General features: G+C 67.9%; 26 protein-coding genes, 2 pseudogenes and 1 riboswitch. Of the genes and pseudogenes, 13 read left to right on the top strand and 15 right to left on the bottom strand.

Features of this window, described 5'->3' with window-relative positions; all coding sequences use genetic code 11:
• Window position 1: 1 nt before the first annotated feature.
• Both cpaB and ACP690_RS16635 read right to left on the bottom strand, forming a co-directional pair.
• Window positions 2–1,048, bottom strand: coding sequence for a Flp pilus assembly protein CpaB (cpaB, locus tag ACP690_RS16640; RefSeq protein ID WP_426261714.1), 1,047 nt, complete (start codon window positions 1,046–1,048; stop codon window positions 2–4).
• Between the two features lie 62 nt (window positions 1,049–1,110).
• The gene (locus tag ACP690_RS16635) at window positions 1,111–1,620 is read right to left on the bottom strand and encodes an A24 family peptidase (RefSeq protein ID WP_017980049.1); all 510 of its coding nucleotides are present in this window, start codon (window positions 1,618–1,620) and stop codon (window positions 1,111–1,113) included.
• Between the two features lie 81 nt (window positions 1,621–1,701).
• Here ACP690_RS16635 and ACP690_RS16630 point away from each other — a divergent pair, with 81 nt between their 5' ends.
• Genes ACP690_RS16630 through ACP690_RS16620 form a run of 3 tightly spaced genes read left to right on the top strand, consistent with a single transcriptional unit; the run spans window position 1,702 to window position 3,964 of the window.
• Window positions 1,702–2,661: an alpha/beta fold hydrolase gene (locus tag ACP690_RS16630; RefSeq protein ID WP_426261715.1), complete on the top strand. Its 960-nt coding sequence runs from the start codon at window positions 1,702–1,704 to the stop codon at window positions 2,659–2,661.
• Complete coding sequence (locus ACP690_RS16625; RefSeq protein ID WP_426261716.1) at window positions 2,658–3,737, top strand: NAD(P)/FAD-dependent oxidoreductase; 1,080 nt, start codon at window positions 2,658–2,660, stop codon at window positions 3,735–3,737. Before ACP690_RS16630 ends, ACP690_RS16625 begins: the two co-directional genes overlap by 4 nt.
• A 53-nt stretch (window positions 3,738–3,790) precedes the next feature.
• Window positions 3,791–3,964 (top strand): YegP family protein, encoded by a 174-nt coding sequence (locus ACP690_RS16620; RefSeq protein WP_116460512.1) that lies wholly within the window; start codon window positions 3,791–3,793, stop codon window positions 3,962–3,964.
• A 56-nt stretch (window positions 3,965–4,020) separates the two neighbouring features.
• Here the strand turns inward: ACP690_RS16620 and rnhA are convergent, their stop codons facing one another.
• The 3 genes from rnhA to ispH all read right to left on the bottom strand — a co-directional run bounded on the left by rnhA (window position 4,021) and on the right by ispH (window position 6,552).
• Entirely contained in the window at window positions 4,021–4,476 is a 456-nt protein-coding gene (gene rnhA, locus ACP690_RS16615; RefSeq protein ID WP_017980045.1) for a ribonuclease HI, read from the bottom strand.
• Window positions 4,473–5,426: a homoserine kinase gene (gene thrB, locus ACP690_RS16610; protein ID WP_426261717.1), complete on the bottom strand. Its 954-nt coding sequence runs from the start codon at window positions 5,424–5,426 to the stop codon at window positions 4,473–4,475. The genes rnhA and thrB overlap by 4 nt, the downstream gene beginning before the upstream one ends.
• A gap of 148 nt (window positions 5,427–5,574) precedes the next feature.
• The gene (gene ispH, locus ACP690_RS16605) at window positions 5,575–6,552 is read right to left on the bottom strand and encodes a 4-hydroxy-3-methylbut-2-enyl diphosphate reductase (protein ID WP_426261718.1); all 978 of its coding nucleotides are present in this window, start codon (window positions 6,550–6,552) and stop codon (window positions 5,575–5,577) included.
• Between the two features lie 152 nt (window positions 6,553–6,704).
• Between ispH and ACP690_RS16600 the strand changes: the two genes are divergently transcribed.
• The 6 genes from ACP690_RS16600 (at window position 6,705) to ACP690_RS16575 (ending at window position 13,002) form a co-directional block, all read left to right on the top strand.
• Window positions 6,705–7,304, top strand: coding sequence for a hypothetical protein (locus ACP690_RS16600; protein ID WP_426261734.1), 600 nt, complete (start codon window positions 6,705–6,707; stop codon window positions 7,302–7,304).
• Between the two features lie 171 nt (window positions 7,305–7,475).
• Window positions 7,476–7,567: riboswitch (glycine riboswitch) on the top strand.
• Window positions 7,568–7,729: 162 nt separating this feature from the next.
• A complete protein-coding gene (gcvT, locus tag ACP690_RS16595) occupies window positions 7,730–8,932 on the top strand; it encodes a glycine cleavage system aminomethyltransferase GcvT (protein ID WP_426261719.1) in 1,203 nt (400 codons plus the stop codon).
• Between the two features lie 20 nt (window positions 8,933–8,952).
• A complete protein-coding gene (gene gcvH, locus ACP690_RS16590; protein WP_426261720.1) occupies window positions 8,953–9,324 on the top strand; it encodes a glycine cleavage system protein GcvH in 372 nt (123 codons plus the stop codon).
• A gap of 180 nt (window positions 9,325–9,504) precedes the next feature.
• Entirely contained in the window at window positions 9,505–10,863 is a 1,359-nt protein-coding gene (gcvPA, locus tag ACP690_RS16585) for an aminomethyl-transferring glycine dehydrogenase subunit GcvPA (RefSeq protein WP_426261735.1), read from the top strand.
• On the top strand, window positions 10,860–12,431 hold the full coding sequence (gene gcvPB, locus ACP690_RS16580; protein ID WP_063686425.1) for an aminomethyl-transferring glycine dehydrogenase subunit GcvPB: 1,572 nt from the start codon (window positions 10,860–10,862) through the stop codon (window positions 12,429–12,431). The genes gcvPA and gcvPB overlap by 4 nt, the downstream gene beginning before the upstream one ends.
• 67 nt (window positions 12,432–12,498) lie before the next feature.
• Complete coding sequence (locus tag ACP690_RS16575) at window positions 12,499–13,002, top strand: CcdC protein domain-containing protein (RefSeq protein ID WP_426261721.1); 504 nt, start codon at window positions 12,499–12,501, stop codon at window positions 13,000–13,002.
• Here the strand turns inward: ACP690_RS16575 and ACP690_RS16570 are convergent.
• Complete coding sequence (locus ACP690_RS16570) at window positions 12,999–14,456, bottom strand: diguanylate cyclase domain-containing protein (RefSeq protein WP_426261722.1); 1,458 nt, start codon at window positions 14,454–14,456, stop codon at window positions 12,999–13,001. The genes ACP690_RS16575 and ACP690_RS16570 overlap by 4 nt on opposite strands.
• A gap of 113 nt (window positions 14,457–14,569) precedes the next feature.
• Here ACP690_RS16570 and ACP690_RS16565 point away from each other — a divergent pair, with 113 nt between their 5' ends.
• Complete coding sequence (locus ACP690_RS16565; protein WP_294313950.1) at window positions 14,570–15,439, top strand: tyrosine recombinase XerC; 870 nt, start codon at window positions 14,570–14,572, stop codon at window positions 15,437–15,439.
• Between the two features lie 199 nt (window positions 15,440–15,638).
• Here the strand turns inward: ACP690_RS16565 and ACP690_RS16560 are convergent, their stop codons facing one another.
• The 5 genes and pseudogenes from ACP690_RS16560 to ACP690_RS16540 all read right to left on the bottom strand — a co-directional run.
• Complete coding sequence (locus ACP690_RS16560; protein WP_426261723.1) at window positions 15,639–16,241, bottom strand: DedA family protein; 603 nt, start codon at window positions 16,239–16,241, stop codon at window positions 15,639–15,641.
• Between the two features lie 23 nt (window positions 16,242–16,264).
• Complete coding sequence (gene gshB, locus ACP690_RS16555; protein WP_426261724.1) at window positions 16,265–17,260, bottom strand: glutathione synthase; 996 nt, start codon at window positions 17,258–17,260, stop codon at window positions 16,265–16,267.
• A 576-nt stretch (window positions 17,261–17,836) separates the two neighbouring features.
• The gene (locus tag ACP690_RS16550) at window positions 17,837–18,214 is read right to left on the bottom strand and encodes a YraN family protein (RefSeq protein WP_426261725.1); all 378 of its coding nucleotides are present in this window, start codon (window positions 18,212–18,214) and stop codon (window positions 17,837–17,839) included.
• Between the two features lie 3 nt (window positions 18,215–18,217).
• Window positions 18,218–18,661, bottom strand: coding sequence for a hypothetical protein (locus ACP690_RS16545; protein WP_426261726.1), 444 nt, complete (start codon window positions 18,659–18,661; stop codon window positions 18,218–18,220).
• A gap of 65 nt (window positions 18,662–18,726) precedes the next feature.
• Window positions 18,727–18,918 (bottom strand): annotated as a pseudogene (locus ACP690_RS16540) (YraN family protein); the annotation flags it as partial.
• Window positions 18,919–19,448: 530 nt separating this feature from the next.
• On the opposite strand from ACP690_RS16540, the gene ACP690_RS16535 reads away from it, so the two are divergent.
• Window positions 19,449–20,395 (top strand): IS630 family transposase gene (locus tag ACP690_RS16535; RefSeq protein ID WP_426261727.1). Its coding sequence is split into 2 segments (ribosomal slippage): window positions 19,449–19,800 and window positions 19,800–20,395, totalling 948 coding nucleotides; the frame shifts between segments, so codons are not numbered across the junction.
• A gap of 336 nt (window positions 20,396–20,731) precedes the next feature.
• Here ACP690_RS16535 and rsmI read toward each other — a convergent pair.
• Window positions 20,732–21,592, bottom strand: a complete 861-nt coding sequence (rsmI, locus tag ACP690_RS16530) for a 16S rRNA (cytidine(1402)-2'-O)-methyltransferase (protein WP_426261728.1) — start codon at window positions 21,590–21,592, stop codon at window positions 20,732–20,734.
• Here rsmI and ACP690_RS16525 point away from each other — a divergent pair.
• Window positions 21,591–22,796 carry a penicillin-binding protein activator gene (locus ACP690_RS16525; RefSeq protein WP_426261729.1) on the top strand — a complete coding sequence of 402 codons (1,206 nt, stop codon included), beginning with the start codon at window positions 21,591–21,593 and terminating at the stop codon, window positions 22,794–22,796. The genes rsmI and ACP690_RS16525 overlap by 2 nt on opposite strands.
• A gap of 216 nt (window positions 22,797–23,012) precedes the next feature.
• Here the strand turns inward: ACP690_RS16525 and hemW are convergent, their stop codons facing one another.
• A complete protein-coding gene (hemW, locus tag ACP690_RS16520) occupies window positions 23,013–24,176 on the bottom strand; it encodes a radical SAM family heme chaperone HemW (protein WP_426261730.1) in 1,164 nt (387 codons plus the stop codon).
• Between the two features lie 12 nt (window positions 24,177–24,188).
• Here hemW and ACP690_RS16515 point away from each other — a divergent pair, with 12 nt between their 5' ends.
• On the top strand, window positions 24,189–24,764 hold the full coding sequence (locus tag ACP690_RS16515; RefSeq protein WP_426261731.1) for a CAP domain-containing protein: 576 nt from the start codon (window positions 24,189–24,191) through the stop codon (window positions 24,762–24,764).
• 155 nt (window positions 24,765–24,919) lie between these two features.
• On the opposite strand, the gene ACP690_RS16510 is transcribed toward ACP690_RS16515, so the two are convergent.
• A complete protein-coding gene (locus tag ACP690_RS16510) occupies window positions 24,920–25,552 on the bottom strand; it encodes a GNAT family N-acetyltransferase (protein WP_426261732.1) in 633 nt (210 codons plus the stop codon).
• 210 nt (window positions 25,553–25,762) lie between these two features.
• Window positions 25,763–25,849 (bottom strand): annotated as a pseudogene (locus tag ACP690_RS16505) (non-canonical purine NTP pyrophosphatase); the annotation flags it as partial.
• Between the last annotated feature and the right edge of the window lie 119 nt (window positions 25,850–25,968).

The raw sequence follows: 25,968 nt of genomic DNA, 5'->3' as shown, positions 1-25,968 counted from the left end.
CTTAATTCTTCCCCCCGACCGGAACGACGGTCACGTTGTTGCCGCGCGCGACGCGCACGACGGGTCCCATGGCGACGGCGGTGCTTCCCGCTGCCGCACCCGGCGTACCCGCACCCGGCAGGGGCACGCCCTGGACCGAGGCGGGGCCATTGCCCTTGCCGCTCGGCACCGTGCTGCGCTGGTAGCGCGACACGTCGGCGCCGGTGGCGAAGCTGGAGCTGCCGCTTTGCGGTTGGGCAGCGACGCGCAGCATCATCGCCTTTTCGTCCTTCGCATCGCCCGGCACCTTCACCGCGCCATTGGCGATCGCTTCTTCGAGTTCGCTGGGATTGTCGGCCAGCGCGCGCAGCGACAGCGACAGTTCGCCGATCGTGCGCGCGACGGCGACCTGCTCGGCCATCTTGGGCGTCGCCTCCAGCGTCACGGTGGAATAGGTGCTGACCTTGGTCTTGCCGTCCTCGCCGACGACATTGTCGGTGCGCTGGTCGGTGGCGAGCACGCGGACGTTGCGCATGATCGTTTCGGACACCTTCAGCGGCGGACCGTCGCCACCGCCCGCAACCGTCTGCGTCAGGACCAGGTCGATCCGGTCGCCCGGAAAGACGAAGCCCGCCACCGCGGCCTGATTCGACACGGCGACGGTGACCGCGCGCATGCCGGGGCCGAGCGCTGCGGCCAGGAAGCCGCGATCCCCCGGCGAAACGAGCGCGCCCTTGGTGAGCGGCTGGCCGGCGGTGATCGCGTTGCGCACCACCGTGCCCTGCAGCTTGGTGATGTCCGTCGTCGGCTTCAGATAATACGCACCGTCGACCAGTTCCTTGGGCCAGGGCTGAAACTTCAGCGCGGTCGCGTCCAGGATGGTGCCGACGGGCAGCGCGCGCGTCGCGACCAGCACTTCGGGGCCGGTGGCGGGCGGCGGTGGCGGCGGCGTGCCCATGGCAGCCGCCTGCGGTGCCGCGGACCCGGCGATGAGCGTGCGAGCGAAGAATGCCGTAATGCCGGCCACGAACAGCGCGCCCACCAGCAAAACGATCTTGCGACTATCCATGTCTCATCGGGCCTTTCAGGTCGCCGGTGGTTGATCCGACGGTAATCATTGCAGCGGAGTGGTTAAGATCGGGTTTGCGCCACTTGGGCCGCAGCCGGTACAGGACCGTCGATCGGCAGGATGGCCGGCAGCACCAGCAGCGCGGCGGCCGCGATGGCGACGCCATACGGCACCTCGATCGTGCCGAAGGCGCGGCGGCGGCGCTGGTCGATCATCATCAGCACGGTGATCGCGCCGCCCAGCACCGCCATCACCATCAGCATGTCGACGAGGCTGCCGAGCGGCAGCCACAGCGAGATGGCGGCGATCATCTTGACGTCGCCGCCGCCCATCCAGCCGGCGGCAAAGGCGCCGACGAACACCCCGAAGACGATGGCGGCGACGAGCAGTTGCACGCCGACGTCGGTCCAGCCCAACCCCAGGGCCCACCACCATAGTGGCGCGAGCAGCGCGATCGCCGCATTCTTGGCATTGGCGATCTCGCGGGTGCGCGCATCCTCGATCCCCGCCGCCAGCAGCAGTGCGGCCAGGACCACGGCGAGTCCGACGATCGCAAAAGCGTTCCATCCCATCACGCGATCACTGGTAGACGGCATGGCTTGCCAAACCGTAACCATGATGGCGATGACCCTGATTTGCATGACTCCATCGCCATGACCGCCGCCAGCCCGACCCTATCCCCCGATCCCGACGCGCTGCGCCGCGACTGGCCTCCGGGTTCGCGCCTGTCCGAATGGGTAGCGCCCGACGGCTGGCGCCATCGCCGCTTCGACTGGACGCATCCCGCCCCGCGCGGGCGCATTCTGGTGCAGGGCGGTCGCGCCGACATCATCGAGAAATTCGTCGAGACGATGGGGTGGTTGCACGATCACGGCTGGTCGGTGACCGCATTCGACTGGCGCGGGCAGGGCGGGTCGGGCCGGCTGTGCGCCGATCCCCACGTCGGCCATGCGGCGAGCTTTGCGCCCTGGGTCGAGGACCTCGGCCATTTCTGGCGCACGTGGCGGGCGGAGGCGGACACGCCGGTGGCGCTGCTCGGCCATTCGATGGGTGGGCATCTGGTGCTGCGGGCGCTGATCGAGGGGCGGGTCGATCCCGATGCTGCGGTGCTGGTCGCGCCGATGGTCGGCATCCGTTCGCCGATCGGCAACCGGCTGGGCGCGCTGCTGGCGCGGGCGCTGGCGCGGCTCGATCCGACGCGGGCGGCGTGGAAGGTGCGCGGCGATGCGGCCTCCGCCGGGCATCGCGAGCGGCTGCTGACGCATTCGCACGCACGCTATGCGGACGAGGCCTATTGGTATGCGCGCGATCCGGCGCTGCGGCTGGGACCGCCGAGCTGGGGATGGGTGGCTAAGGCGTTCGCATCTGGCGCACGGTTGCAGGCCGATCCGCGGCTCGCCACGCTGACGACGCCGATCCTGATGCTGGTCGCCGACGAAGACGGTCTGGTCGATCCCGCCGCCGCAGTGCGGCTCGCCGGGCGGCTGCCCGATGTCGAGCTGGTGCGGTTCGGGCCCGAATCGGCGCATGAAATCCTGCGCGAGGCGGATGGGGTGCGGCTGCTGGCCTATCGGCTGATCGATGCCTTCCTCGCCAAGCGGCTGGCGGCATGATCCATGACATCGCCATCATCGGTGCAGGGATCGCCGGCGCGAGCCTTGCCGCGGCGATCGGGCGCGATGCCCGCGTGCTGCTGCTCGAGGCGGAGGATCAGCCTGGATACCATGCGACGGGTCGGTCGGCGGCCTTCTGGTCCGAAACCTATGGCGGGCCGGGCATCCAGCCGCTGACCAGCGCGTCGGAGGCGGGCTTGCGCGCGCATGACGTGCTGACGCCGCTGGGGTCGCTGCATATCGGGCGCGCCGAGGGTGCAGACGCGATCGACGCGCTGCTCGCCGCCTTCGCCGACACGCCGGTCGCGCTGGCGCGGGTCGATCCACGCGATTTTGTACCGGGGCTGCGTGCCGACTGGACGCTGGGCGTGATCGAACCGAGTTGCGCCTATATCGACGTCGCCGCCTTGCACCTCGCGTATCTCGGCATCGTCCGGCGGACGGGCGGCGCGATCGTGACGCGGGCAGGCCTGATCGCGGCTCATCGTACGGACGGCGTATGGACGATCGAGACGGCGGCCGGCCCCTATCGGGCCCGCATCTTGGTGGATGCGGCGGGGGCGTGGGCGGATGCGGTGGCGGTGCGCGCGGGCGCGCGGCCGATCGGCATCGCACCCTATCGGCGGACGATGGTGCAGCTGCGCACCGATCCCGCCGCACCGCCGGCGATGCCGCACGTCAAGGACATCGGCGGGCGCTTCTACTTCAAGCCGGAGGTGGGCGGGCGGCTGTGGCTGACCCCGCATGACGAAACGCCGGTCGAACCAGGCGACGCCGCTGCCGACGAGATGGATGTCGCCATCGCGATCGAACGGTTCGAGGGGGTCGTCGATTGGCGCGTCGATGCGGTCGAGCGGCGCTGGGCGGGGCTGCGCAGCTTCGCGCCGGACCGTTTGCCGGTGTACGGCTTCGATCGCGACGTGCCCGGCTTTTTCTGGTGCGCCGGCCAGGGCGGCTTCGGCATCCAGACCGCGCCCGCCGCGGCCGCGCTGGCGGCGAGCCTGTTGCTGGGACGCAGCCTGCCCGACTGGCTGAGCGGAGTCGATCCGCAGCGCTACGCGCCGACGCGCTTCTAGCGCACCCGTTTCTTTGCTATGGCGCTGCGCATCGTATCAGCGGGAGTGTCGTCGTGGCGCACAGGTTCGTGATCGAGAAGAACAAGGCGGGCGAGTTCGTCGCCAAGTTCAAGTTCAACAACGAGTTGATCTGGTGGACCGAGGGCTATGAGAGCCGTGCCTCGGCGCGCAACGCGATCGCTTCGATCCTGAAGAACGGGCCGGCCGCCGAGGTGCAGGAGGACTGAAGGTCAGCCTCTTGCCGCCGCCCCGGCTCCGCGGCCGGGTAGCGAGCGGGATGGCGTCAGCTCGCCGGGCGGCTTGCTGCCAGCGCCGCATCGCTGGCGAGCTTGTCGACGCGTTCGTTGTCGGGGTGGCCGGCGTGGCCCTTGACCCAGACCCACTCGATCTCATGCTTCTGCGTTTCGGCGAACAGCGCCTGCCACAGTTCGGCATTCTTGACCGGCTTCTTGTCGGCGGTGCGCCAGCCGTTCTTGCGCCAGCCGTGAATCCAGCGGGTCAGGCCATCCATCACATATTTGCTGTCGGTCGACAGGCGGATGCGGCACGGGCGGGTGAGGACGCGCAGCGCCTCGATCGCGGCGGTCAATTCCATGCGATTGTTGGTGGTGAGCGTCTCGCCGCCCGACAATTCCTTTTCGTGGGTGCCGAAGCGCAGCAGCGCGCCCCAGCCGCCGGGGCCCGGATTGCCCTTGCACGCGCCGTCGGTGGCGATTTCGACGAGTTGCGGTTCGGTCATGCGAAAGCCTCCGGATGCGCGTCATACCAGTCGAGGCGGCGCAGATAGGCGAGTGGGTCCTTGCGCGTCACCAGCGCATCGGCTGGGGTATTGAGCCAGTCCCACGCGCGGGTCAGCAGGAACCGGATGCACGCGCCCTTCGCCAGCACGGGCAGCGCCGCGCGCTCCTCGGCGGACAAGCCGAACGCCGCGTCATAACCGGCGAGCACCGCGGAGCCGACGCCATCGAGCGGCGCGCCGATGGAATCGAAGGCCCAGGAGGTGTGCATCACCGCGACGTCATAGGCGCGGATGTCGTTGCAGGCGAAGTAGAAATCGATGAGTCCGGTCACCTGGTCGCCCAGCATCAGCACATTGTCGGGAAACAGATCGGCGTGGATGACGCTGGTGGCGAGATGGCGGGGCCAGGCGGCCTCGACCGCGGCCAGCGCCGTGTCGATACGGCCGTAGAGGCCGGGTGCGATGCCATCGAGGTCGTGACCGCAGCGGTCGAGCAGGGGGCGCCAGTCCGCCACCCCCAGCGTGTTGGGCCGCTGTCCGGCGAAATCGGCAACCGCGCCGTGCATGCGGCCGAGCGCGGCGCCAGCGGTGACCGCTTGCTGCGGCGTGGGGCGCGAGAGCGAGATGCCGGTCAGGAAGCGGATCAGGCAGGCGGGCCGGTCTTCCAGCGTCTGGATCGCGATGCCTTCGCGATCGGCGAGCGCCGGCGGCACCGGCAAACCGCGCGCGGCGAGGTGGTCGAGCAGGGCGAGGAAGAAGGGCAAGTCGCCTGCATCGACGCGCTTTTCGTACAGCGTCAGGATGAAGCGCGAGGTGGTGGTGTCGACGAGATAGTTGCTGTTCTCCACCCCTTCGGCGATGCCCTTGGCCGAGACGAGATCGCCGACATCGTCGTAGCGGCGCAGGAAGGCGTCGAGGGATTCGGCGGACACCTGCGTGTAGACGGCCATGACGGTCTCTCTTTCTCCCCTCCCTCTCAGGGAGGGGCTGGGGGGTGGGTGGCGTGCTCGTGGTGCGGCGGCGTCGGGCGCCCGGTGGCCGTTTCGCCTGGACGCCACCCACCCCCGACCCCTCCCTGATTAGGGAGGGGAGAAGCGCTTATGCTGCTTCCAGCCCGCGCGGCAGCTTGAAGGCGATCGTTTCGCGCGTCGTCTCTTCCTCGCGCTCGGTGACGTCGTAGCGGGTGGCGAGCAGGTCGACGAGCTCGCGCACCAGCTGTTCGGGCGCCGATGCGCCGGCGGTGATGCCGAGCGTGCCGACGCCGTCGAGGAACGACCAGTCGAGATCGGCGGCGCGCTGGATCAGCCGCGCGGGGATGCCCTCGCGCTCCGCGACCTCGACGAGCCGGACGGAGTTGGACGAATTGGGCGCGCCGATCACCAGCATCGCATCGCACTGGCTGGCGATCGCCTTCACCGCGGCCTGCCGGTTCGACGTCGCATAGCAGATGTCCTCGCCGCGCGGCGCCTGCATCAGCGGGAAGCGGCGCTGCAGCGTCGCGACGACCGCGGCGGTATCATCGACCGACAGCGTCGTCTGCGTCAGGAAGGCGAGGTTGGCGGGATCGGGCGGGGTGAAGGCCTCGGCGTCTTCGACCGTCTCGATCAGCGACATCGCGCCTGTCGGCACCTGGCCGAACGTGCCGATGACCTCCGGATGGCCGGCGTGGCCGATGAAGACGATATGGCGGCCGGCATCGACCAGCCGTTCGGCCTGGCGATGGACCTTGGACACCAGCGGGCAGGTCGCGTCGAGATAGGACAGCCCGCGATCCTCGGCGGCGGCGGGCACCGATTTGGGCACGCCATGCGCGGAGAAGACGACGGGCACGCCGTCGGGCACCTGGTCCAGCTCTTCGACGAAGATCGCGCCCTTCGCCTTCAGCGTATCGACGACGAACTTGTTGTGGACGATCTCGTGCCGGACATAGACGGGCGCGCCGTGCTTTTCGATCGCGAGTTCGACGATGCGGATCGCGCGGTCGACCCCGGCGCAGAAGCCGCGCGGCGCGGCGATCAGCAGGTCGAGCGGAAGCCGGGCGGTGCCGGCGGCGGCGTCTGCGGAGATGGAGGCCATATCCTGCCGCTTACGCGATTGCTTGCGCGCGCGAAAGGCGGTTCCTATGGTGCGCGCCGCAACGCCGGCCCCGCGCCGGCGCTGGTCCTGCTCGTTCGACAAAGGTACGCGTCCTCGTGAAAACCCCGGCAATCGGCCTTTGCGCCCTCGCGTTGATCCTGTCCGGTTGCGCGGGCAAGGGCGAGATCGTGGAAGGCGGCATCACCGCCGTGCGTTCGGCCTGCCCGACGGTGGGCGTCGCGGCGGGCACCGGCGACATCACGCTGTTCGATCCGGCGACCAGCCGCGACGAGAATGCGATCGACGTGGTCGCGAACATGACGCACGTCCGCGGCACCTGCGCCGACGTGGGCGACGACATCACGACGACGATCACCTTCGACGTGCTCGCCCGCCGCACCCGCGCCGATGCGGCGCGCGACGTGACGCTGCCCTATTATATCGCGATCGTGCGCGGCGGCACGGCGGTGACGGCGAAGCGCAAGGGAACGGTGACGGTGCATTTCGATGCAGGCCAGACCCGCGCGCAGGCGAGCGGCACTGCATCGACCACGATCGGCCGAGCCGCGGCGACGCTGCCGGAGTCGGTGCGCGAGGAATTGACCAAGAAGCGCAAGGCCGGCGACGAGGATGCCGCGGTCGATCCGCTGACCAAGCCCGAGGTGCGCAGCGCCGTGCTGCGCGCGACGTTCGAGGCGCTCGTCGGCTTCCAGCTGACCGACGACCAGCTGAAGTATAACGCGCAGCGGTAAGGGCGGTCAGTCGCCGCCTTCCCGTCGTCACCCCGGACGTGTTCCGGGGTGACGGGGGATATGGGGCGGTCGTCTCGTTTGCCCAACTTGGCCCGATCGGCCGCTTTCTCAATTGACTAAACCGGCCCCGCTCGCCAGAGCGGCGCATGTCGATGGCGGTGCGAGCCGTCATGGGCATGCGCGGGAGAGAGCCCCTCACGAAAGGGACCGCCGAAGGAGCAACCACCCCGGAATCTCTCAGGCAAACGGACCGCGCAGGCCTTATCGATACTCTGGAAAGCGCCCCTTCTAGGGGCCACCGAAGGGGTAAGCCGGCCGCGTCGGCGAAAGCTCTCAGGTTCCCGTGACAGAGGGGGTTCGACGGATCGTGACGGCGGGTACGCCCCCGCGGGAACGGTCGCGTGGCCTTGATCTGGAGACGGTTGATGAGCGAGACGCTGACGGAAACCCTGCCCGACCCGCTCGATGGGATCGACGAGGGCGACGAACCCGCCATCCTGCACCTGCCGCTCGACGCCTGGCACCGCGCCCGCGGCGGCCGCATGGTCCCGTTTGCCGGCTACGAAATGCCCGTCCAGTATGAAGGCATCATGGCCGAGCATCTGTGGGTGCGCGATTCGGCCGGTCTGTTCGACGTCAGCCACATGGGGCAGGTGATGCTGACTGGGGATGGCCTGGATGCGGCGGCGATCGCCAAGGCGCTGGAAGCGGTGCTGCCGGGCGACATCGCCGGCCTGGCGTCGACCAAGATCCGCTATTCGCTGCTGCTGAACGACGAAGGCGGCATCCTCGACGATCTGATGGTGACGACGTTGCCGGCAGACGGCGCACATCCGTTCGGCGAGGCGAGCTACTACGTCGTGGTCAACGGCGCGACCAAATATGACGATCTCGCCTATCTGCTCGACGTGCTGCCCGACGATGTGACGCTCAACCTGATGGACGAGCAGGCATTGCTCGCGGTGCAGGGGCCGAAGGCGGTCGAAGCGGTCGCGCGGCTGGTGCCGGGTGTCGAGAGCCTCGTGTTCATGACGGCGGGTGCGTTCGAATGGAACGGCCATGCGCTGTGGATCAGCCGTTCGGGCTATACCGGGGAAGATGGCGTCGAGATTTCGATTCCGGCCGAGGCGGCTGCGGCCTTCGCCGATGCGCTGTGCGAGCAGCCCGAGGTGAAGCCGATCGGCCTGGGTGCGCGCGATTCGCTGCGACTCGAAGCCGGGCTGCCGCTGTATGGTCATGACCTCGATCCCGAAACGACGCCGGTGATGGCGGACCTGGGCTTCGCGCTGTCGAAGCGCCGCCGCGAGGCGGCTGACTTCGCCGGTGCCGGCCGCATCCTCGCCGAGCGCGAGAGCGGCGCGGCGGTGAAGCGCGTCGGCCTGTCGGTCGCCGGGCGCCAGCCGGTGCGCGAGGGCGCGAGCGTCGTCGACGCGGACGGCGCGGTGATCGGCCGCGTCACTAGCGGCGGCTTTGCCCCCAGCGTCGGCGCGCCGATCGCAATGGCCTATATCCCCGCCGATCTGGCGAGCGCCGGCACCGCCGTCCGCCTCGTCCAGCGCGGCAAGATCCATGAGGGCATCGTCACCCCGATGCCTTTCGTTCCCCACCGCTACGTCCGCAAGGCGTAGGCTTTCTGGAGCCAGTCAAGATGAGCCGTTACTTCACCGAAGATCACGAATGGGTCGACGTCGATGGTGACATCGGCACGGTCGGCATCTCGGAATATGCGCAGAGCCAGCTGGGCGACATCGTGTTCGTCGACGTTCCCGAAGACGGCAAGGCGCTGGCGAAGGGCGACGAGGCGGCGGTTGTCGAATCGGTGAAGGCGGCGTCGGACGTCTATTCGCCGGTGTCGGGCAACGTGCTGGAAGGCAACAGCCAGCTCGCCGACGATCCCAGCCTCGTCAACTCGGACGCCGAAGGCGAGGGTTGGTTCTTCAAGATCACGCTGAGCGATCCGTCCGAGCTGGAATCGCTGATGGACGAGACCGCCTACGAAGCGTTCGTCGCGAAGCTGTAAGACCTGCTCCCCTCCCTGAGGGCTCCCATCAAAGTAATACTTCGATGGGGCCCGGTAAGGGAGGGGCTGGGGGTGGGTGGAGTGCTTGCGATACGGCCGCCGCGCCGGGCAAGCCTTGCCGTACCACCAGGACGCTACCCACCCCCGACCCCTCCCTTGTAGGGAGGGGAGGAGCCTATGATGCGCTACCTGCCGCTTACCCATACCGACCGTGAGGCGATGCTGTCCGTCATCGGCGCCGCCAGCATCGACGATCTGTTCGTCGACGTGCCTGAGGCTGCCCGGCTCGACGGCCCCGTCCATGGCCTGCCCAATCACGCCACCGAACTCGCGGTCGAGCGGCATATGGCCAAGCTCGCGCGGGCGAACACGGTCGCGGGCGAAGTGCCCTTCTTCCTCGGTGCGGGGGCGTATCGGCATCATGTGCCTGCGACCGTCGATCACCTGATCCAGCGCGGCGAGTTCCTGACGGCCTATACGCCGTACCAGCCCGAGATCGCGCAGGGCACGTTGCAGATGCTGTTCGAGTTCCAGACGCAGGTCGCGCGCCTGCTCGGCACGGACGTCGCCAATGCGTCGATGTACGATGGTTCCACCGCATGCTGGGAAGCGATCGGCATGGCGCGGCGCATCACCAAGCGCGGCAAGGCGATCCTGTCGGCTGGCCTGCACCCGCATTATGTCAGCGTCGCCAAGACGATGGCGAAATATACCGGCGATACGCTGGACACGACGACGCCCTGGCTGACCGGCGAGATGGATATCGATCGGCTGATCGAGAAGATCGACGGCGATACGTCGTGCGTCGTCGTGCAATATCCGGACATCCTCGGCCGCATCGCCGACCTGACCCCGCTGGCCGATGCTTGCCACAAGAACAAGGCACTGCTGATCGCAGTCGTTACCGAGCCGGTGGCGATGGGTGCGATCCGTAGCCCAGGCGAAATGGACGCCGATATCGTCGTCGGCGAAGGCCAGTCGCTGGGCGTCGGCCTGCAGTTCGGTGGCCCGTACGTCGGGCTGATGGGCTGCAAGGAAAAGTATATCCGCCAGATGCCGGGTCGCTTCTGCGGCGAGACGGTGGACGCCGACGGCAAGCGCGGCTTCGTGCTGACGCTGTCGACGCGTGAGCAGCATATCCGCCGCGAAAAGGCGACGAGCAACATCTGCACCAATTCGGGTCTGTGCGCGCTCGCCTTCTCGATCCACATGACGCTGCTCGGGGAGGCAGGCCTGCGCCGGCTCGCCGCAATCAACCACGCCGGTGCGTGCCGCGCGGCGGATCGGCTGAGCAAGGTGCCGGGCGTCGAGCTGGTGACGCAGAGCTTCTTCAACGAATTCACGCTGAAGCTGCCCAAGGAAGCGCGTCCCGTCGTCCGCACGCTGGCGGATCGTGACATTCTGGCGGGCGTGTCGCTTGGCCGGCTGTATCCGGCTGAGGATACCCTCGCCAACGGGCTGATCGTCGCGGTCACCGAAACGACGACCGCGGAGGACGTCGAAACCCTTGCCGCCGCACTCGAGGAGGTTTTGGCATGAGCATCAACCAGAGCGGCTGGCGCCCCGAGATGACCGCGCGTGACAATGCGGCGGGCCAGACCTTCACCGGCAATCGCGCGCTGATGCTGGAAGAGCCGTTGATCTTCGAGATCGGATCGACCGAGACGACCGGCGTCGACTTTCCGGACGGCGACGTCGCGGGATCGCGGTTGGGCGACCTGACGCGCAAGCAGCCGATCGGCCTGCCGGGCCTCGCCGAGCCGGAAACGATCCGCCACTATACGCGGCTCAGCCGGCAGAATTACGCGATCGACCTGGGGCTGTTCCCGCTCGGCTCGTGCACGATGAAGCACAATCCGCGCCTCAATGAACGCGTCGCGCGGATGCCGGGCTTTGCCGACGTCCATCCGTTACAGCCAGTCGATACCGTGCAGGGCGCGCTGGGCGTCATCAACGAACTGGCGGTGTGGCTGATCAAGCTGACCGGCATGTACGGCGTCGCGATGAGCCCCAAGGCGGGCGCGCATGGCGAGCTGTGCGGTATCCTGTGCATCAAGGCGGCGCTGGAGAAGCGCGGCGAGGGGCATCGCAAGGTCGTGCTGGTGCCGGAATCGGCGCACGGCACCAATCCGGCGACCGCCGCCTTCGCGGGCTTCACCGTCGAGGACATTCCCGCGACGCCCGACGGCCGGATCGACACCGCGGCATTGGAAGCGCGGTTGGGGCCGGACGTGGCGGCGGTGATGATCACCAATCCCAACACCTGCGGCCTGTTCGAACGCGACCTGAAGCGCATCTCGGACGCGGTGCATGCGGCGGGCGGCTACGTCTATTGCGACGGCGCGAACTTCAACGCGATCGTCGGGCGGGTGCGTCCGGGCGATCTGGGCGTCGATGCGATGCACATCAACCTGCATAAGACCTTCTCGACGCCGCACGGCGGCGGCGGGCCGGGGTCCGGGCCGGTGGTGCTATCCGAAGCGCTGGCGCCGTTCGGGCCGCTGCCGTTCACCGCGCGGATGGCCGACGGTCATATCCAGCTGATCGAGGAAGAGACGGCGGGCGACGACCATCCCGACACGTTCGGGCGGATGACCGCGTTCCACGGCCAGATGGGCATGTTCACCCGGGCGTTGACCTATATCCTCAGCCATGGTGCCGATGGCCTGCGCCAGGTCGCCGAGGATGCAGTGCTCAACGCCAATTACGTGCTGCGCAGCCTGGAAGGCACGCTCGACGCGCCATTCGCCAAGGCGGGGCCGTGCATGCACGAGGCGATCTTCAGCGACGCCAACCTGGCCGAGGGCTTCTCGACGCTCGACGTCGCCAAGGGGCTGATCGACGAGGGGTTCCACCCGATGACGGTCTATTTCCCGCTCGTCGTCCATGGCGCGATGCTGGTGGAACCGACCGAGACCGAATCGAAGGCAGCGCTCGACCAGTTCATCGGCGCGCTGCGCAGCGTGGCGGAGCGGGCGAAGGCGGGCGATGCCAGCCTGAAGACCGCGCCGCACTTCGCCCCCCGGGCCCGGCTCGACGAGACGCTGGCGGCGCGCAAGCCGGTGCTGGTGTGGAAGGAGCAGCCGCTGGCCGCGGCGGCGGAGTAACGGCGTCTCCCCTTCCGTCAGGTCCCTGCGCTCGCTACCCTTCGCCCGAACAGGGCAGGGGTAGCGTATGCAGGTACATCAGGCGGGCGGCTGGATCAGCTATGCGATCCCGTTCGTCGTCATCGCGATCGTCGTGGCGATCCGGTGGAAGCGGATGAGCCGCGTGACGCCGCTGAAGCTGGAGCGGCTGTGGATGCTGCCCGCTGCCTATGCCGCGCTCGTCATCTTCGCCTTTGCGATGCATCCGCCCAAGGGGCTGGCGTGGCTTTTCTGCCTGCTCGCGCTGGGGCTTGGCGCGGCGCTAGGCTGGCAGCGGGGCAAGATGATGCGGATCATGTTCGATCCCGAAACGCATCGGCTGAACCAGACGTCGTCGCCTGCCGCGCTGCTGTTCATCGTCGTCCTCATCGTCGTGCGCAGCGGGGCGCGGGGGGCGATGAGCTATAGCGGCGGCACGTTCGATCCGATGGCGGCGACCGACGTGCTGATGGCGCTGGCGCTGGGCCTGTTCGCGGCGCAGCGGCTCGAGATGTACCTGCGCGGCAAGCGCATGCTGGAGGCGGCGCGCTAACCCGCGCGCCGTTGCGCCGTGGGCATGCGGCCGATGCGCTTGCGCTTTTCGGCGTAGAGCATCGCGTCGGCGCGGCGGGCGAAGTCGCGCAGCGAGTGGCAGTCGGTATCGAACATCGCATGGCCGATCGACCCCGCGCTCGTCATCGTGATGCCGCCCGCGGTGACGGGGACGCGCAGCGCGGCTTCCAGGCCGCGGCACAGCCGTTCCGGATCGGCGATCAGCGCGGGCGCGGTGACGATCAGAGCGAATTCGTCGCCGCCGATCCGCGCCGCGAAACAGTCGCGCAGCCACGGCTGGGTCAGCGCCGCGCCAGTCAGGCGCAGTACGTCGTCGCCCGCATCATGGCCGAGCGCGTCGTTGATCGCCTTGAACCCGTCGAGGTCGATCAGCATCAGCATCAGCGGACTGCCGTCGGTGCGGGCGCGGGTCATCGCCGCATCCAGTTCGCGGTCGAAGGCGGCGCGGTTGGCGATGCCGGTCAGCGCGTCGGTGTCGGCCGAGCGGCGCAGCTGCGTTTCGAGGCGATGGCGTTCGGTGATGTCCTGGAACACGCCGACCAGCGCCTGGACGCTGCCGTCCTCGCCACGCTCCGCCTCGCCCGCCGCGCGAACCTGCAACAGCCGCCCGTCAGCGGTGTGAAGCGCGGATTCGAAATCGAAGGGTTCGCCGGTCCGCACCGTGCGGCTGATCGTTTCCGAAATCTGGTCGCGCATATATGGCGGATAAAATTCCAGCGCCTTGCTGAGCGGGGGCTGGTCGCCGGTCGGCACGCCGTGGATGCGAAAGACGTTTTCCGACCATTCGAGCTGCGAATCGCCAAGCGACAGGCGCCACGATCCGATCCGCGCGATGCGTTCGGCCTGGCGGAAGATCTTGTCCTGCCGCGCAAGGTCGCGGACGAGCTGTTCGCCGGTCGTCGCGATGCGGATCGCCTCCATCGCATTCCGCCGGGCGGCGATGAGCACCTCGGCCAGCGTCGCGAGGTGGCGCAGCGCCGCTTCGCCCGCAGCGTTGAGCGAGCGCGGCGTGGCATCGAGCACGCATAGCGTGCCGATCGGCTGCGTCACGCCATGGCCGTCGACGACATGGATCGGGACGCCGGCATAGAAGCGGTGGCCCGCGTCGGTCACCACGGGGCTGGTGCGATAGTGCGCATCCAGCGTCATGTCGGTGATGACCATCAGCTCATTCTGTCGGACGGTGCGGTCGCACATCGCAACGTCGCGCCCAAGTTCGTTCGGGCCGGGCGCGTTCATCGCCTTGACCCAGATCCGGTCGCGATCGACGAGGCTGATCAGCGCGGTGGGACAGCCGAGCAGGTCTGCGGCCAGCGCGACCACCGCGTCAAATTCGCGTTCGGGCTCGCTGTCGAGCAGGTTGAGCGCGTGCAGCGCTGCCAGGCGACCGGCTTCGTCATAGGCCGCCTGTGGGGGAAGGACAGCATCGTTCATGACATTTCCCATGCCATCCAAGGTCTTAAAATGTCCTTCCCCCACGGGGCGGTCCGAGCCACAACCGCGACGGAATGAGCGAGACCGATCCTTACGAAACGATGCCCCTGACGATGCAATGGGCGGCGCATCTGGCGCGCGACCGGCGTCGGTCGGCGCATACCGTGCGCGCCTATCGCGCCAGTGCGGAGCGGCTGGTCGCATTCCTACAGGCGCATTGGGGCGAGCGGCCGACCACAGCGGCGCTGGCCCGGGTGAGTGCGGCGGACCTGCGCGCCTTTCTGGCGGCGCGGCGTGGCGAGGGGCTGGGCAATGCCTCTGCCGCGCGTGAGCTGTCGGCGGTGCGGGGGTTCCTGGCGTTCGTGGCGCCCGATGCGGCGATGCCCCGGCTGCGCGGCCCCCGCGTCAAACCCGGCGTGCCGCGGCCGATCGCGCCGGACGAGGTGATGGCGCTGGCCGGCGAGGTGGCGGACGAGGCGGCGGAACCCTGGGTGGGCGCGCGCGACTGGGCGGTGCTGCTGCTGCTGTATGGCGCAGGGCTGCGCATCGGCGAGGCGATCGCGCTGCCGACGCGTGTCCTGCCGTTGGGGGAGACGCTGACGGTAACGGGCAAGCGCGACAAGACGCGGATCGTGCCGCTGCTGCCGCAGGTGCGCGCCGCGGTGGAGGCCTATGCCGCGCAGATGCCCTGGGCGCCGGCGCCGGACGAGCCGTTGTTCCGCGGCGTGAAGGGCGGGCCGCTGTCGCCGGGGATGATCCGGCGATCGGTGCGCGCGGCGCGCGGGCGGCTGGGGCTCGGCGAGCGGACCACACCACATGCGCTACGCCACAGCTTCGCGACGCATCTGCTGGGCCGCGGCGCCGACCTGCGCGCGTTGCAGGAGCTGTTGGGGCATGCGAGCCTCAGCTCGACGCAAATCTATACCGCCGTCGATGCGGCGCATCTGCTGGACGTCTATCGGAATGCGCATCCGCGGGCGTAATGACCGGCGAAGATGGGCAACAGGAACACCTTGGGCGAAACGATCGGGAGTAATCGTTTCCATTGTTGCACCCATTGAAAAGGTGTTCCGTCGCAATGACGCGGGAATGTCGGATGACTGGCGTTAGCGGATTGGGTGGATGTAGGACAGCGGGTCTCGAGTTTGCGCTCGCATTCAACCCCTTACCGGCGTCCCGATCCTATCGTGCGCGCGGTTTCCAGGTGACGACGCGATAGAGGTAGGCGAGGACGATCGCGACGCTGAGCGCGACTGCGGCGGGGCCGACATAGCGGTCGATCGCCTCGAAATTCGACCCGAGATAGACACCGGCGGCAGCGAGCATGCTGTTCCAGATCAGGCTGCCCGCAAAGGTCCAGATGAGGAAGCGCCACAGCGGCATGCAGGTCATGCCCGCGGGCAGCGACACGAGCGTGCGGAAGGTGGGCATGAAGCGGAACACGAACACCACGCCGCCGCCGCGCTTGCAGAAGAAGCGGTGGAGCTTTTCGACATCTTCCCACTCCATCGTCAGCCAGCGGCCGTGGCGTTCGATGAACGGGCGGAAGCGCTGGTAGCCGATGTGGCGGCCGATGAAATACCAGAAGTAATTGCCCGCGGTGGTGCCGGCGGTGCCCCACAGCACCAGCGGCACGATCGCCATGTCGCCGCGCGCCACCGCCATGCCGCCGAGGCCCATGATCACCTCCGACGGGATAGGCGGGACGATATTCTCCAGCGCCATCAGCAGGAAGATGCCGATATAGCCGCCCTGGGCGATGGCGTTGAGGATGAACTCGGTCATGGCCCAGGGTAACGGCGCGGGGGTCAGCCGCGTTCCGCTGCGACGCCATCCGATGCGCGCTTCGCGACGCGGCGCTCGATGGCATCCCAGATCAGGCCGGCGACGTCGGTGCCGTCGAACGTCTGGATCGCGACGATGCCGGTCGGGCTGGTGACGTTGATTTCGGTCAGCCATTCGCCGCCGATCACGTCGATACCGACGAACAGCAGCCCGCGGCGTTTCAATTCCGGCCCGAGCACGGCGCAGATCTCGCGCTCGCGCTCCGTCAGTTCGGTCTTCACCGCCGAGCCGCCGACCGCGAGGTTCGATCGGATTTCGCCTTCACCCGGCAGGCGGTTGATCGCGCCGGCGACCTCGCCGTCGATCAGCACGATCCGCTTGTCGCCCTTCGCCACCGCGGGCAGGAACGCCTGGATCATATGCGGTTCGCGCCAGGTCTGGTTGAACACCTCGATCAACGCGGACAGGTTCGCACCGTCCGATCCGACACGGAAGATCGCCTTGCCGCCGTTGCCGTGCAGTGGCTTGACGACGATCTCGCCATGCTGCGCCAGGAAGGCGCGCGCTTCGTCGAGGCTGCGGGTGATGAGCGTCGGCGGCATGAACTGCGCATAGTCGAGCACGAACACCTTTTCGGGCGCGTTGCGGACGCTGTGCGGGTCGTTCACCACCAGCGTCCGATCGGCGATGCGTTCGAGCAAATGCGTCGCGGTGATATAGCCGAGGTCGAAGGGCGGGTCCTGCCGCATCAGCACGACGTCGGCCTGCTCGCCGAGATCGAGGCGGACGGGCGCGTCGAAGCGGAAATGCTCGCCCGCGCCCGGTGCCGCCGGGCGCTGTACCGTCACCGGATGCGCCTTCGCCCAGACGCGGCCGTCGGCGTAATTCAGGTCCTCGGCGAGGTAATGGAACAGGCGGTGCCCGCGTGCCTGGCCTGCCAGCATCAGCGCGAAGCTCGAATCGCCGGCAATGTTGATCTGATCGAGCGGGTCCATCTGGACGGCGACGGTGAGGGTCATGGGCACACTCGCGAGTGGGTTGGTTCGGGGTGGGACTTAGGGGCCGGGCGGTGGAATGTCACCCGGAGCGCGCGCGGAAGTGGACGAAGTGGACGATACGTCGTCGTCGGGAGACGGGGGGCGGAACGGCTTTTTTTGTGAGGGAAGCCAACGGGTTTGCGCGCAGAGGCGCGGAGGGCGCGGAGGTGTGTCGTGCGACGCAGCGTTCCGCTTGATATCCGACCGGGGTGACGGATCGCACCGGTACGGCAGGTGCGACCCCTCTGCGGTCTTTGCGCCTCTGCGCGAGCATCGTGCTGCCTTCCGACCTTTGGTGCGATCGCCCCCAACCGTCGCCCCAGCGCAGGCTGGGGTCGCTCGCGGCGCTTGCTGCGCGCGATAGTTGGGAGATCCCAGCCTGCGCTGTGATGACGATGGGGCGGGGGGGGGGGATTGTGCGTCTTGGACGGGACGCGATGAGGGGCGGGGCGACGGGACGGGCATGGGTGGAGGCTATCGACGCCGGGACCCGTAGGACAGCGTGTCCCGTTTTCCGTCGCCCGATCCGTCACTTGCGGTGCGGGCGATCCAACACGCTCAGCCGATCCAGGCATTCTCGATATGCCGCGGCCGTGTGCCGGGGGCGAGCAGGATAACATCGACGCGGATGTCGTCGCCCGGCCCGGCATAGCGCGGCATCAACACCTCCGCCGCCGCGGCGACGCGGGCGAGGCGGCGTTCGTCGATCGCGAAGTCGAGCTCGGCGGCGGTGGCGCGGGTCTTCACCTCGACGAAGGATATCAAGTTCCCCTTTCGGGCAATCAAGTCGACTTCGCCCGCCGGAGTGCGGACACGACGGTCAAGTATTCGCCAGCCCTTGAGTCTCAGCCACCATGCCGCAAGGCGTTCGCCACGCCGACCCGCTGCTTCGGCTTCGCGTCGCTGCCGGTGACTTCTGGTGGGTATTCGTTCCATCGCTCAGTCGAATTGTCGGGCGTGGAGATAAAGGGAAAGCTCCCGCGCGTGCCGACCCCAATGGAAGAACATAATCCTGAAATACCAATTCGCATCGTCAACTCCAAGATGCGCCTCTCTCCATATGACCTCGCGCAGATCCCTTGTTATGTCGGCAATGTCATCAATGGCATCTGCCATCATCTTATCGTCGTCGAGCGGAGCGAGCGGATCGGCTACAGGATACATGCCGAGGTCAGGGAATCGCACGGCAACCTCTTGGTAGAGGGCAGGGATATCGATCTTCGGAGGATCCCGATCCTCATCGGAGCAATCCGCGAAAGGGATATCGTGAGAACGAGCGAGTAGCCTATCGAGTGATTGGCTAAGCGCCTTGATAGAAGGCGTTTCATTGTCCCACACGGCCAACAAAAACTCTTGGGCGATCTCGGCAGCGGATGGCGTCATGTAAATTGAATCTCATCTTCAACGCCATGCCGCAAGTTGATAACGCCGCGGGGTGTAATTCACGCCTTCACGAAGGCGATCAGCGCACCGCGGCGGGCGATGATGTCCACCTCACCGGCCGGCGTACGCACGCGGCGATCGGGGATGCGCCAGCCCTTCAGCCGCAGCCACCAGCCTGCGATCCGTTCAGCCCGTCGGCCAGCGGCTTCGGCGGACTGGCGCGCCTGGGTGGTGCGGCGACGGGGCGGACGAGGCATGGGGGGAGGGTGGTGCAGTGTGCCGACGGTCGCAAGGTATTGGATGGTTCGTGTCGTTCAGAAGCGGACGGGCAGCTTACGCCCAATAGCGGACATCGCCCAGCGCGGGTAGAAGGAGACAACATACTGGATCGAGTCGTGCCATCCTACATCCTCATACCCTTTGGAGTTTTCTTCGTCTGTTGTTTGTCGCAGTTTGGTTCATGAAGAAGGTGCGGGACGCCTTGATCGAGCGTCACCCGGACACTTTTCTCGCGGTGGAGAAGTCGTCTATCTTTCCGCACCAAGGGCTTTGGCGGTTCACGCAAAACAATCAATATAAAGAGCTTCGTGACGAGAACTTGAACCGGCACGTGCGAAATCTGAAGAGGCTTCACTTTGTCGCGATTGCCTCATGGCTTGCGTATGGGATTGCAATCTTCAGTGCGGCGTCAAGCTAGAGCGGTTTTCAGCCGAATTGAATCATCGGGGATTCACATGGCGGCCGTTTTCTGATTCACGATCCGTGCTGGCAAAGGAGGCTGGCGCGAATGGGTCGAGCTTTATCACGTGATCTGCGGGACCGCGTCGTTGCGGCTGTTGAAGGTGGACTATCATGTCGACAGGCGGCCGACCGGTTCGACGTCAGCGCAGCAAGCGCGATCCGCTGGCGGCAACTGGTGCTTGTTCACGGCACGCCAGCAGGCAAGGTCCGAGGCGGCGACCGCCGTACGGCGAAGATCGAGGACCATGCAGCCTTTATCCTGGATGCGATCGAGCAGCAGCCTGATCCGACCCTGGCGGAATTGCGGGAGATGCTGGCTGCGCGCGGCGTGACCACGAGCATTGCCACGCTATGGCGCTTCTTTGCCCGGCATGGGATTACGCGCAAAAAAAGAACGGCCACGCGAGCGAGCAGGACCGCCCCGACGTCCTGAAGCGCCGCGAGGAATGGTTTGAGGGCCAGCTCGACCTCGATCCCGACAGGCTGGTCTTCATCGACGAGACATGGGCGTCCACCAACATGGCCCGCCGTCATGGACGATGTCGACGCGGCCAGCGATTGCGTGCCGGCATTCCCTTTGGCCACTGGAAGACCACCACCTTCACGGCCGGTCTGCGCCGCACCGGCATGGTTGCACCCTGGGTGCTCGACGGGCCGATGAACGCCGATGCGTTCCTCACCTATGTAACGCGTGTCCTCGTACCCGAACTGGACTGCGGCGACGTCGTCATCATGGACAACCTGTCGAGCCACAAGACGCCTGCCGTGCGCGCCGCCATCGAGAGTGTCGGCGCAACGCTCCTGTTCCTCCCGCCGTACAGCCCGGACTTCAACCCAATCGAGCAGGCATTCTCCAAGCTGAAGGCGCACCTGCGCAAAGCCGCAGAACGGACCATCCATGGCCTATGGAACGCCATCGGGCGCATCCTCGACCTCTACTCACCACAGGAATGCGCCGACTACTTTGCAGCCTGCGGATATGATGCAGACTGATCGAAAACCGCTCTAAGGTCCGCTTTCCTCCCATTTTCCGACATTCGCGCTTCGTGGGACAGTGCAATGCGTTGGCGTCGGCCGGCCACGGGGAGGATACGTGGGTCATGTCTTGGATCGCACGGGTAGACTGGAGGTGGGTGCGACGGCTGGCGCCGGTGCCTGTGGTGATCGCTGCCGCGCCCTTTTTTCGGCATTCGGATCGGATGCATTGGGTGGCGTGGGGCTTGGGTGTGGCGGGTGGTGCATTGCTGTTGATCGCCGCAGGGATCGGTGAACGACGCGCGGGTCAGTGACGCATGCGATCTGCCGGCGCGCCTTCGGCCGTTCTGAAGTCTAACCCTCCCCCTTCATCGTCAGCGCGCGGGCGTACAGTTCTTTGCGGTCCAGGCCGAAGGCCTTGGCGACTTCGCCGGCGGCTTTTGCGAGCGGCAGGCGGGTGAGGGCGTCGGCCAGAGCGGCGTCGGCGTCTTCGATCGCGGCGGGCGGGGCTTCGCCGGGCGGGGCGATGACGATGGCGATCTCGCCCTTGGGGGCTGCGTCGGCGTAGCGGGTGGCGAGGGTCGATAGCGTGCCGGTCACCGCTTCCTCGAAACGTTTGGTGATCTCGCGCGTCACGGCGGCCTCGCGGTCGCCGAGGCCCTCGGCGAGGGCGGTGAGGCAGGCGGAGAGGCGCGGGCCGGATTCGTAGAGGACGAGCGTCGCGCGGATCGGGGCGATTTCGGCGATGGCGTCGGCGCGGGCCTTGGCCTTGCTTGGCAGGAAGCCGGCGAACAGGAAACGATCGGTCGGCAGGCCCGCCAGCGTCAGCGCGGCGATCGCGGCGCAGGGGCCGGGGATGGTCACCACCGTATGGCCGGCGGCGCGGGCGTCGCGGACGAGCTTGTAGCCGGGATCCGAGATCAACGGCGTGCCCGCGTCCGAGACGAGTGCGACCGCCTCCGTCCCCATGCGCGCGATCAGGCCGGGGCGGACGCCTTCGGCATTATGGTCGTGATAGGGAACCATCGGGCGCTTTGCACCGATATGGCGGAGCAGGCCGGCGGTGACTCGGCTGTCCTCGACCGCTACGACGTCGGCGCGGGACAGGATGTCGGCGGCGCGGGGCGATAGGTCAGCAAGATTGCCGATCGGGGTCGCAACGATATAAAGACCGGGCTGTAGGGGATTTTCGACGATGGTCACGGGGAACGTCATGACAGAGGCGAGCGCGGTTGGACAGCCTGCGAAGGGCGGCGGCGTCAAGCGCTGGCTGGCGATCCTGGGGGCGGGGCTGCTCGCGGCCTGTTCCACCGTGGTGCCGCGTGGACCGGTGGAGGCGCCGACGCGGCCGGGCCGCCCGCAGGCGCAGCGACCCGATGCGCCGGTCGAGGCCGGGCTGCCGCGCGACACGCAGCGCAACCGCGTCGCGCTGCTGGTGCCGCTGTCGGGCGCCAATTCGGGCGTCGGCCGATCGATCGCCAATGCGACGATGCTGGCGGTGCTCGACACCGGCACCGACAAGGTGCGCATCACCAATTACGATACCGCGACCGGCGCGGGTGCGGCGGCACAGCGTGCGATCGCCGAGGGCGCGCAGCTGATCCTGGGGCCGCTGCTGGCCGACGACGTGCGCGCCGTTGCGCCGATCGCCAAGGCGGCGGGCGTGCCCGTGCTGAGCTTTTCCAACGACGTGTCGGTGGCGGGCAATGGCGTGTATCTGATGGGCTATGTGCCCGGTCAGTCGATCGACCGCGTCGTGCAATATGCGCGCAGCCGCGGGGTTTCTACCTTTGCCGGCCTCATCCCCAACGGCCTTTACGGCGAGCGCGCGTCGACCGCCTTCCTGCGATCGGTGGAGGGCGCTGGCGGATTGGTGGTGTCGCTGCAGACCTATGGCCGGACCGCGGGCGGCGTGACGGGCGCGGTGACGCGGCTCAACGCCAAGGCGCCGTATGACGCGGTGCTGGTCGCCGATGCGGGCACGACCGCGGCGGTGGCGGCGCCGCTGATCAAGCGCGGCAGCGGCGCGTCGACGCGCATCCTGGGCACCGAATTGTGGAATTCGGAGAACGGGTTGGCAGCCAAGCCGGCGCTCAGCGGGGCGTGGTTCGCGAGCGTGTCGAACACGCTGTACCGGCAATATGCGGCCAAGTACCGCGCGCGCTACAATGCCGGGCCGTACCGACTGTCGAGCCTGGGTTATGACGCGGTGCTGCTGACGGTGCGGATCGCGCGCGACTGGCCGGTGGGGCGCGCGTTCCCCGAAAGCAAGCTGCGCGATGGCGACGGCTTTGCGGGCATCGACGGCGCGTTCCGCTTCGGTCGCGACGGCGTGGCGGAGCGGGCGCTGGAGGTGCAGGAGATCCAGGCGGGCGGGCTGGTGACGGTGTCACCGGCGCCTTCGGGGTTTGGGAAGTAAGGGGTTTTCGCGCGAAGTCGCGAAGACGCTAAGAAGAGTTTGGCTCACGCGAAGACGCGAAGACGCTAAGGTGTTGCGTTTGCTGCCGCAGGCTTTCTTTCCTCGGGCGGCACCGCTTTGTGCGACGGTGATGAAGGAAGGGGGCTGCGCCGCGGGCGTGCCCTCTTCGCGTCTTCGCGTGACTCCAGTCCTCCCCCTGGCGGGGGAGGACTGTGGTTAGGGGGCGTCGGCGACGACCAGCGGCAGGATCGAATCGAGGAGGAGCGCGCCGGCTTCGGTGACGCGGAGGCGGTGGTCTTCGTGGGCGATCATGCCCTGGCGTGACAGGCGCTCGACCGCGGGCCAGTCGATCGGGGCGGTGCCGCCGGCCAAAGCCGCGACATGGTCCAGGTCGACGCCTTCGCGCAGGCGCAGGCCCATGACGAGCGCTTCGCTGGCGCGGTCGTGGGGGGCGAGCGGCTCTTCCACCTCGAGGCCGTGGCCGTTGCGCGCGACGGCGGACAGCCAGTTTTCAGGCTTGCGGCGGCGCTGTGTGGCGAGGCCGTCGCGGCGGCCGTGCGCGCCGGGGCCGACACCGGCATAGTCGCCGTAGCGCCAATAGGTGAGGTTGTGGCGGCTTTCCGCGCCGAGACGGGCGTGGTTCGAGGTTTCGTAGGCGGGCAGGCCCGCGGCGGCGGTCATCGCGCGAGTCATCTCGAACAAATCGGCGGCGGTGTCCCCGTCGGGGATCGTCAGGCGCCCCTGCGCGGCTTCGGTGGCGAAGCGCGTGCCGGGTTCGATCGTCAATTGGTAGAGCGACAGATGTTCGGTGCCGAAGCCGAGCGCGCGGGCGAGTTCGGCCTGCCATGCGGCGAGGCTTTGGTCGGGCAAGGCGTAGATCAGGTCGACGCTGACGCGGCCGAAATGCGCCTGCGCGGTGTCGAGCGCGCGCAGGCTTTCGGCGACGCTGTGCGCGCGGCCGAGAAAGGCGAGCGCGGTATCGTCGAGCGACTGCAGTCCGAGCGAGACGCGGTTGATGCCGGCGGCGGCGAGATCGGCGAAGCGCGCGGCCTCGACCGACGAGGGGTTCGCCTCCAGCGTGATCTCGATATCGGGGGTGGGCGTCCAGTGCGTCTGCGCGGCGTCGAGGATTGCCGCGACGGTGGCGGGCGGCATCAGCGACGGCGTGCCGCCGCCGAAGAAGATCGATCCGAGCGTGCTGCCGGGCAATGCGGCGGCTTCATGCGCGAGGTCGGCGAGCAGCGCGTCGCGCCACGCCTGCTGGTCGACGCTCTCGCGGACGTGGCTGTTGAAGTCGCAATAGGGGCATTTGGAGACGCAGAACGGCCAGTGGACGTAGAGCGCCAAGGGCCGGGCTGCCGGCGTCTTGTCGGGGATCATGATGGTGCCGATATGGCGGCGATGATCGCGAAACGCTACCGCGCGCTTGCGCTGCCGCTCTTGTTACTGGCCTGTGCGCAGGGGCCCGAGGGGCCGGAGCGGGTGATCGAGCCGCGGGTGAGTGCGTCCGCCGCGCCGCGCGGGTCGGTGCTGCTGAAGTCGGTGATGCTTGCCGCGCACAATCGCGCGCGGGGCGAGGTGGGCGTGGCGCCCTTGGTGTGGAGCGATACGCTTGCCAGCTCGGCGCGCGGCTATGCCGAAGAGATGGCGCGGACCGGGCGGTTCGAACATGCCGCGCAGCCGATGGGGCCGGGGCGGCAGGGCGAAAATCTGTGGACCGGCACGCGCGGCGCCTATCGCTTTGACGAGATGGCGGGGCATTGGATCGCGGAGAAGCGCGACTTTGTGAACCTGCCGACACCCAACTTCAGCCGGACCGGGCGGTGGCAGGACGTGGGGCATTATACGCAGATGGTGTGGCGCGGATCGACCGCGGTCGGCTGCGCGATCGCGAGCAATCGGACGGATGATTTTCTGGTGTGCCGCTATGCGCCGCCTGGGAATGTGTTCGGGCAGGTGGCGTTGTAGGCGTTTGCTGCGGAGGGGTGAACTCACGCGAAGACGCGAAGACGCAAAGATGGCTCGAGCGCGGCAGCGCTCCCGCCCTGCGTGTCGCTTTCGATGAGAAGCCGCTGTCGCGGCGAGCGATCACATCTTTGCGTCTTCGCGTCTTCGCGTGAACCTCAGACGATCGCGGCGCTCGTGTACGGGCAATATTCGCGCCAGCCGAGGCTCGCGTAGAGCGCCGCGCCCATGTCGGTGGCGGTGAGGATCTGTTGCGCGCGGGGGGAGCGGCGGGTGGTGGCGAGCGTCGTCATCAGCGCGTGGCCGAGACCGCGGCGGCGGTGGGCTTCGGCGGTGACGATGCGGTCGTAGACGAAGACGCCGTCCAGTTCGGCGGCATAGCCGCTCGCGGCGAGGTCTCCCGCCGGGCCGGTGATCGCGACATGGGCGACGCCGGCGGTGTGCGTGGTGGTGGCGATATAGCCGGTAGGCAGCGGACGGCGCGGCGGCGGCGGGCCGTCGGTCACCATCATGCGATTGGCGTCGGTGATCGTCCAGCGCGGCGGCAGGATCGCGCGCAAGGTGGCGGCGTCGGCGCAGAGTTTGAGGAAGATGGCGGGTTCGGTGATCGTCGCGGCGAGATGGTCGAGGCCGGGGCCGGCTGTGGCGAAGACGTAGCGCTGGCGTTCGGGTTCGGTGGCGGTGTCGACGCGCCAGCCGCCATGGTCAGCCACGGGTGCGGGGAGGCCGCGGGCGAGGGAGCGGGCCGCGAGCCAGCCGCGGACGAGGGCGGGGTCTGGGTGGGGCGTCATGGGGTGGGGTGGCCTTGCCTAACGCGCTCCGTCACCCCGGACTTGATCCGGGGTCCACTCTGCGGCGAGGGGGGAGGCTGGAGGCTCCGGCCACTCCCCTGCGGCCCGGTGGACCGCGGAGCAGGGAACCCATCAAAGTAATACTTTGATGGGAACCCAAGTCCGGGGTGACGAAGTGTGGGTGGAGAGAGTGCGCTCCCCACCCTTGCCTCAGAACACCGCGGCGACAAGCTGGCGGAAGGCGTCGGCGCGGTGGCTGATCGCGTGCTTGGCGGCCGCGTCCATCTCGCCGAACGTCTCGGTGCCGTAGCACATTGGGAAGCGCTGGTTCGGGAGCCGCTATGGCCCTGATGAAGACAAGGCCGCGTAGCGGCCGCAGACTTCATCAGGGCAAGCCATGGCCGGTCAGCAGGTAT

Source organism: Sphingomonas sp. DC4900, assembly GCF_049896485.1.
Taxonomy (GTDB): Bacteria; Pseudomonadota; Alphaproteobacteria; order Sphingomonadales; family Sphingomonadaceae; genus Sphingomonas; species Sphingomonas aquatilis.
The sequence above is the reverse complement of the archived record's forward strand: the minus strand, read 5'-3'. Positions and strand labels throughout refer to the sequence as shown.

Coding starts and splice junctions, on each gene's coding strand:
- ACP690_RS16525 (WP_426261729.1), top strand. CDS start 21,591: ATGACAGAGGCGAGCGCGGTTGGACAGCCTGCGAAGGGCGGCGGCGTC.
- ACP690_RS16570 (WP_426261722.1), bottom strand. CDS start 14,456: ATGAACGATGCTGTCCTTCCCCCACAGGCGGCCTATGACGAAGCCGGT.
- ACP690_RS16510 (WP_426261732.1), bottom strand. CDS start 25,552: ATGACGCCCCACCCAGACCCCGCCCTCGTCCGCGGCTGGCTCGCGGCC.
- ACP690_RS16515 (WP_426261731.1), top strand. CDS start 24,189: ATGGCGGCGATGATCGCGAAACGCTACCGCGCGCTTGCGCTGCCGCTC.
- ACP690_RS16635 (WP_017980049.1), bottom strand. CDS start 1,620: ATGGGATGGAACGCTTTTGCGATCGTCGGACTCGCCGTGGTCCTGGCC.
- cpaB (WP_426261714.1), bottom strand. CDS start 1,048: ATGGATAGTCGCAAGATCGTTTTGCTGGTGGGCGCGCTGTTCGTGGCC.
- gcvPA (WP_426261735.1), top strand. CDS start 9,505: ATGCGCTACCTGCCGCTTACCCATACCGACCGTGAGGCGATGCTGTCC.
- ACP690_RS16630 (WP_426261715.1), top strand. CDS start 1,702: ATGACCGCCGCCAGCCCGACCCTATCCCCCGATCCCGACGCGCTGCGC.
- rsmI (WP_426261728.1), bottom strand. CDS start 21,592: ATGACGTTCCCCGTGACCATCGTCGAAAATCCCCTACAGCCCGGTCTT.
- rnhA (WP_017980045.1), bottom strand. CDS start 4,476: ATGACCGAACCGCAACTCGTCGAAATCGCCACCGACGGCGCGTGCAAG.
- thrB (WP_426261717.1), bottom strand. CDS start 5,426: ATGGCCGTCTACACGCAGGTGTCCGCCGAATCCCTCGACGCCTTCCTG.
- ispH (WP_426261718.1), bottom strand. CDS start 6,552: ATGGCCTCCATCTCCGCAGACGCCGCCGCCGGCACCGCCCGGCTTCCG.
- ACP690_RS16575 (WP_426261721.1), top strand. CDS start 12,499: ATGCAGGTACATCAGGCGGGCGGCTGGATCAGCTATGCGATCCCGTTC.
- hemW (WP_426261730.1), bottom strand. CDS start 24,176: ATGATCCCCGACAAGACGCCGGCAGCCCGGCCCTTGGCGCTCTACGTC.
- gcvH (WP_426261720.1), top strand. CDS start 8,953: ATGAGCCGTTACTTCACCGAAGATCACGAATGGGTCGACGTCGATGGT.
- gcvPB (WP_063686425.1), top strand. CDS start 10,860: ATGAGCATCAACCAGAGCGGCTGGCGCCCCGAGATGACCGCGCGTGAC.
- ACP690_RS16545 (WP_426261726.1), bottom strand. CDS start 18,661: ATGACGCCATCCGCTGCCGAGATCGCCCAAGAGTTTTTGTTGGCCGTG.
- ACP690_RS16560 (WP_426261723.1), bottom strand. CDS start 16,241: ATGACCGAGTTCATCCTCAACGCCATCGCCCAGGGCGGCTATATCGGC.
- ACP690_RS16625 (WP_426261716.1), top strand. CDS start 2,658: ATGATCCATGACATCGCCATCATCGGTGCAGGGATCGCCGGCGCGAGC.
- ACP690_RS16550 (WP_426261725.1), bottom strand. CDS start 18,214: ATGGAACGAATACCCACCAGAAGTCACCGGCAGCGACGCGAAGCCGAA.
- gshB (WP_426261724.1), bottom strand. CDS start 17,260: ATGACCCTCACCGTCGCCGTCCAGATGGACCCGCTCGATCAGATCAAC.
- gcvT (WP_426261719.1), top strand. CDS start 7,730: ATGAGCGAGACGCTGACGGAAACCCTGCCCGACCCGCTCGATGGGATC.
- ACP690_RS16565 (WP_294313950.1), top strand. CDS start 14,570: ATGCAATGGGCGGCGCATCTGGCGCGCGACCGGCGTCGGTCGGCGCAT.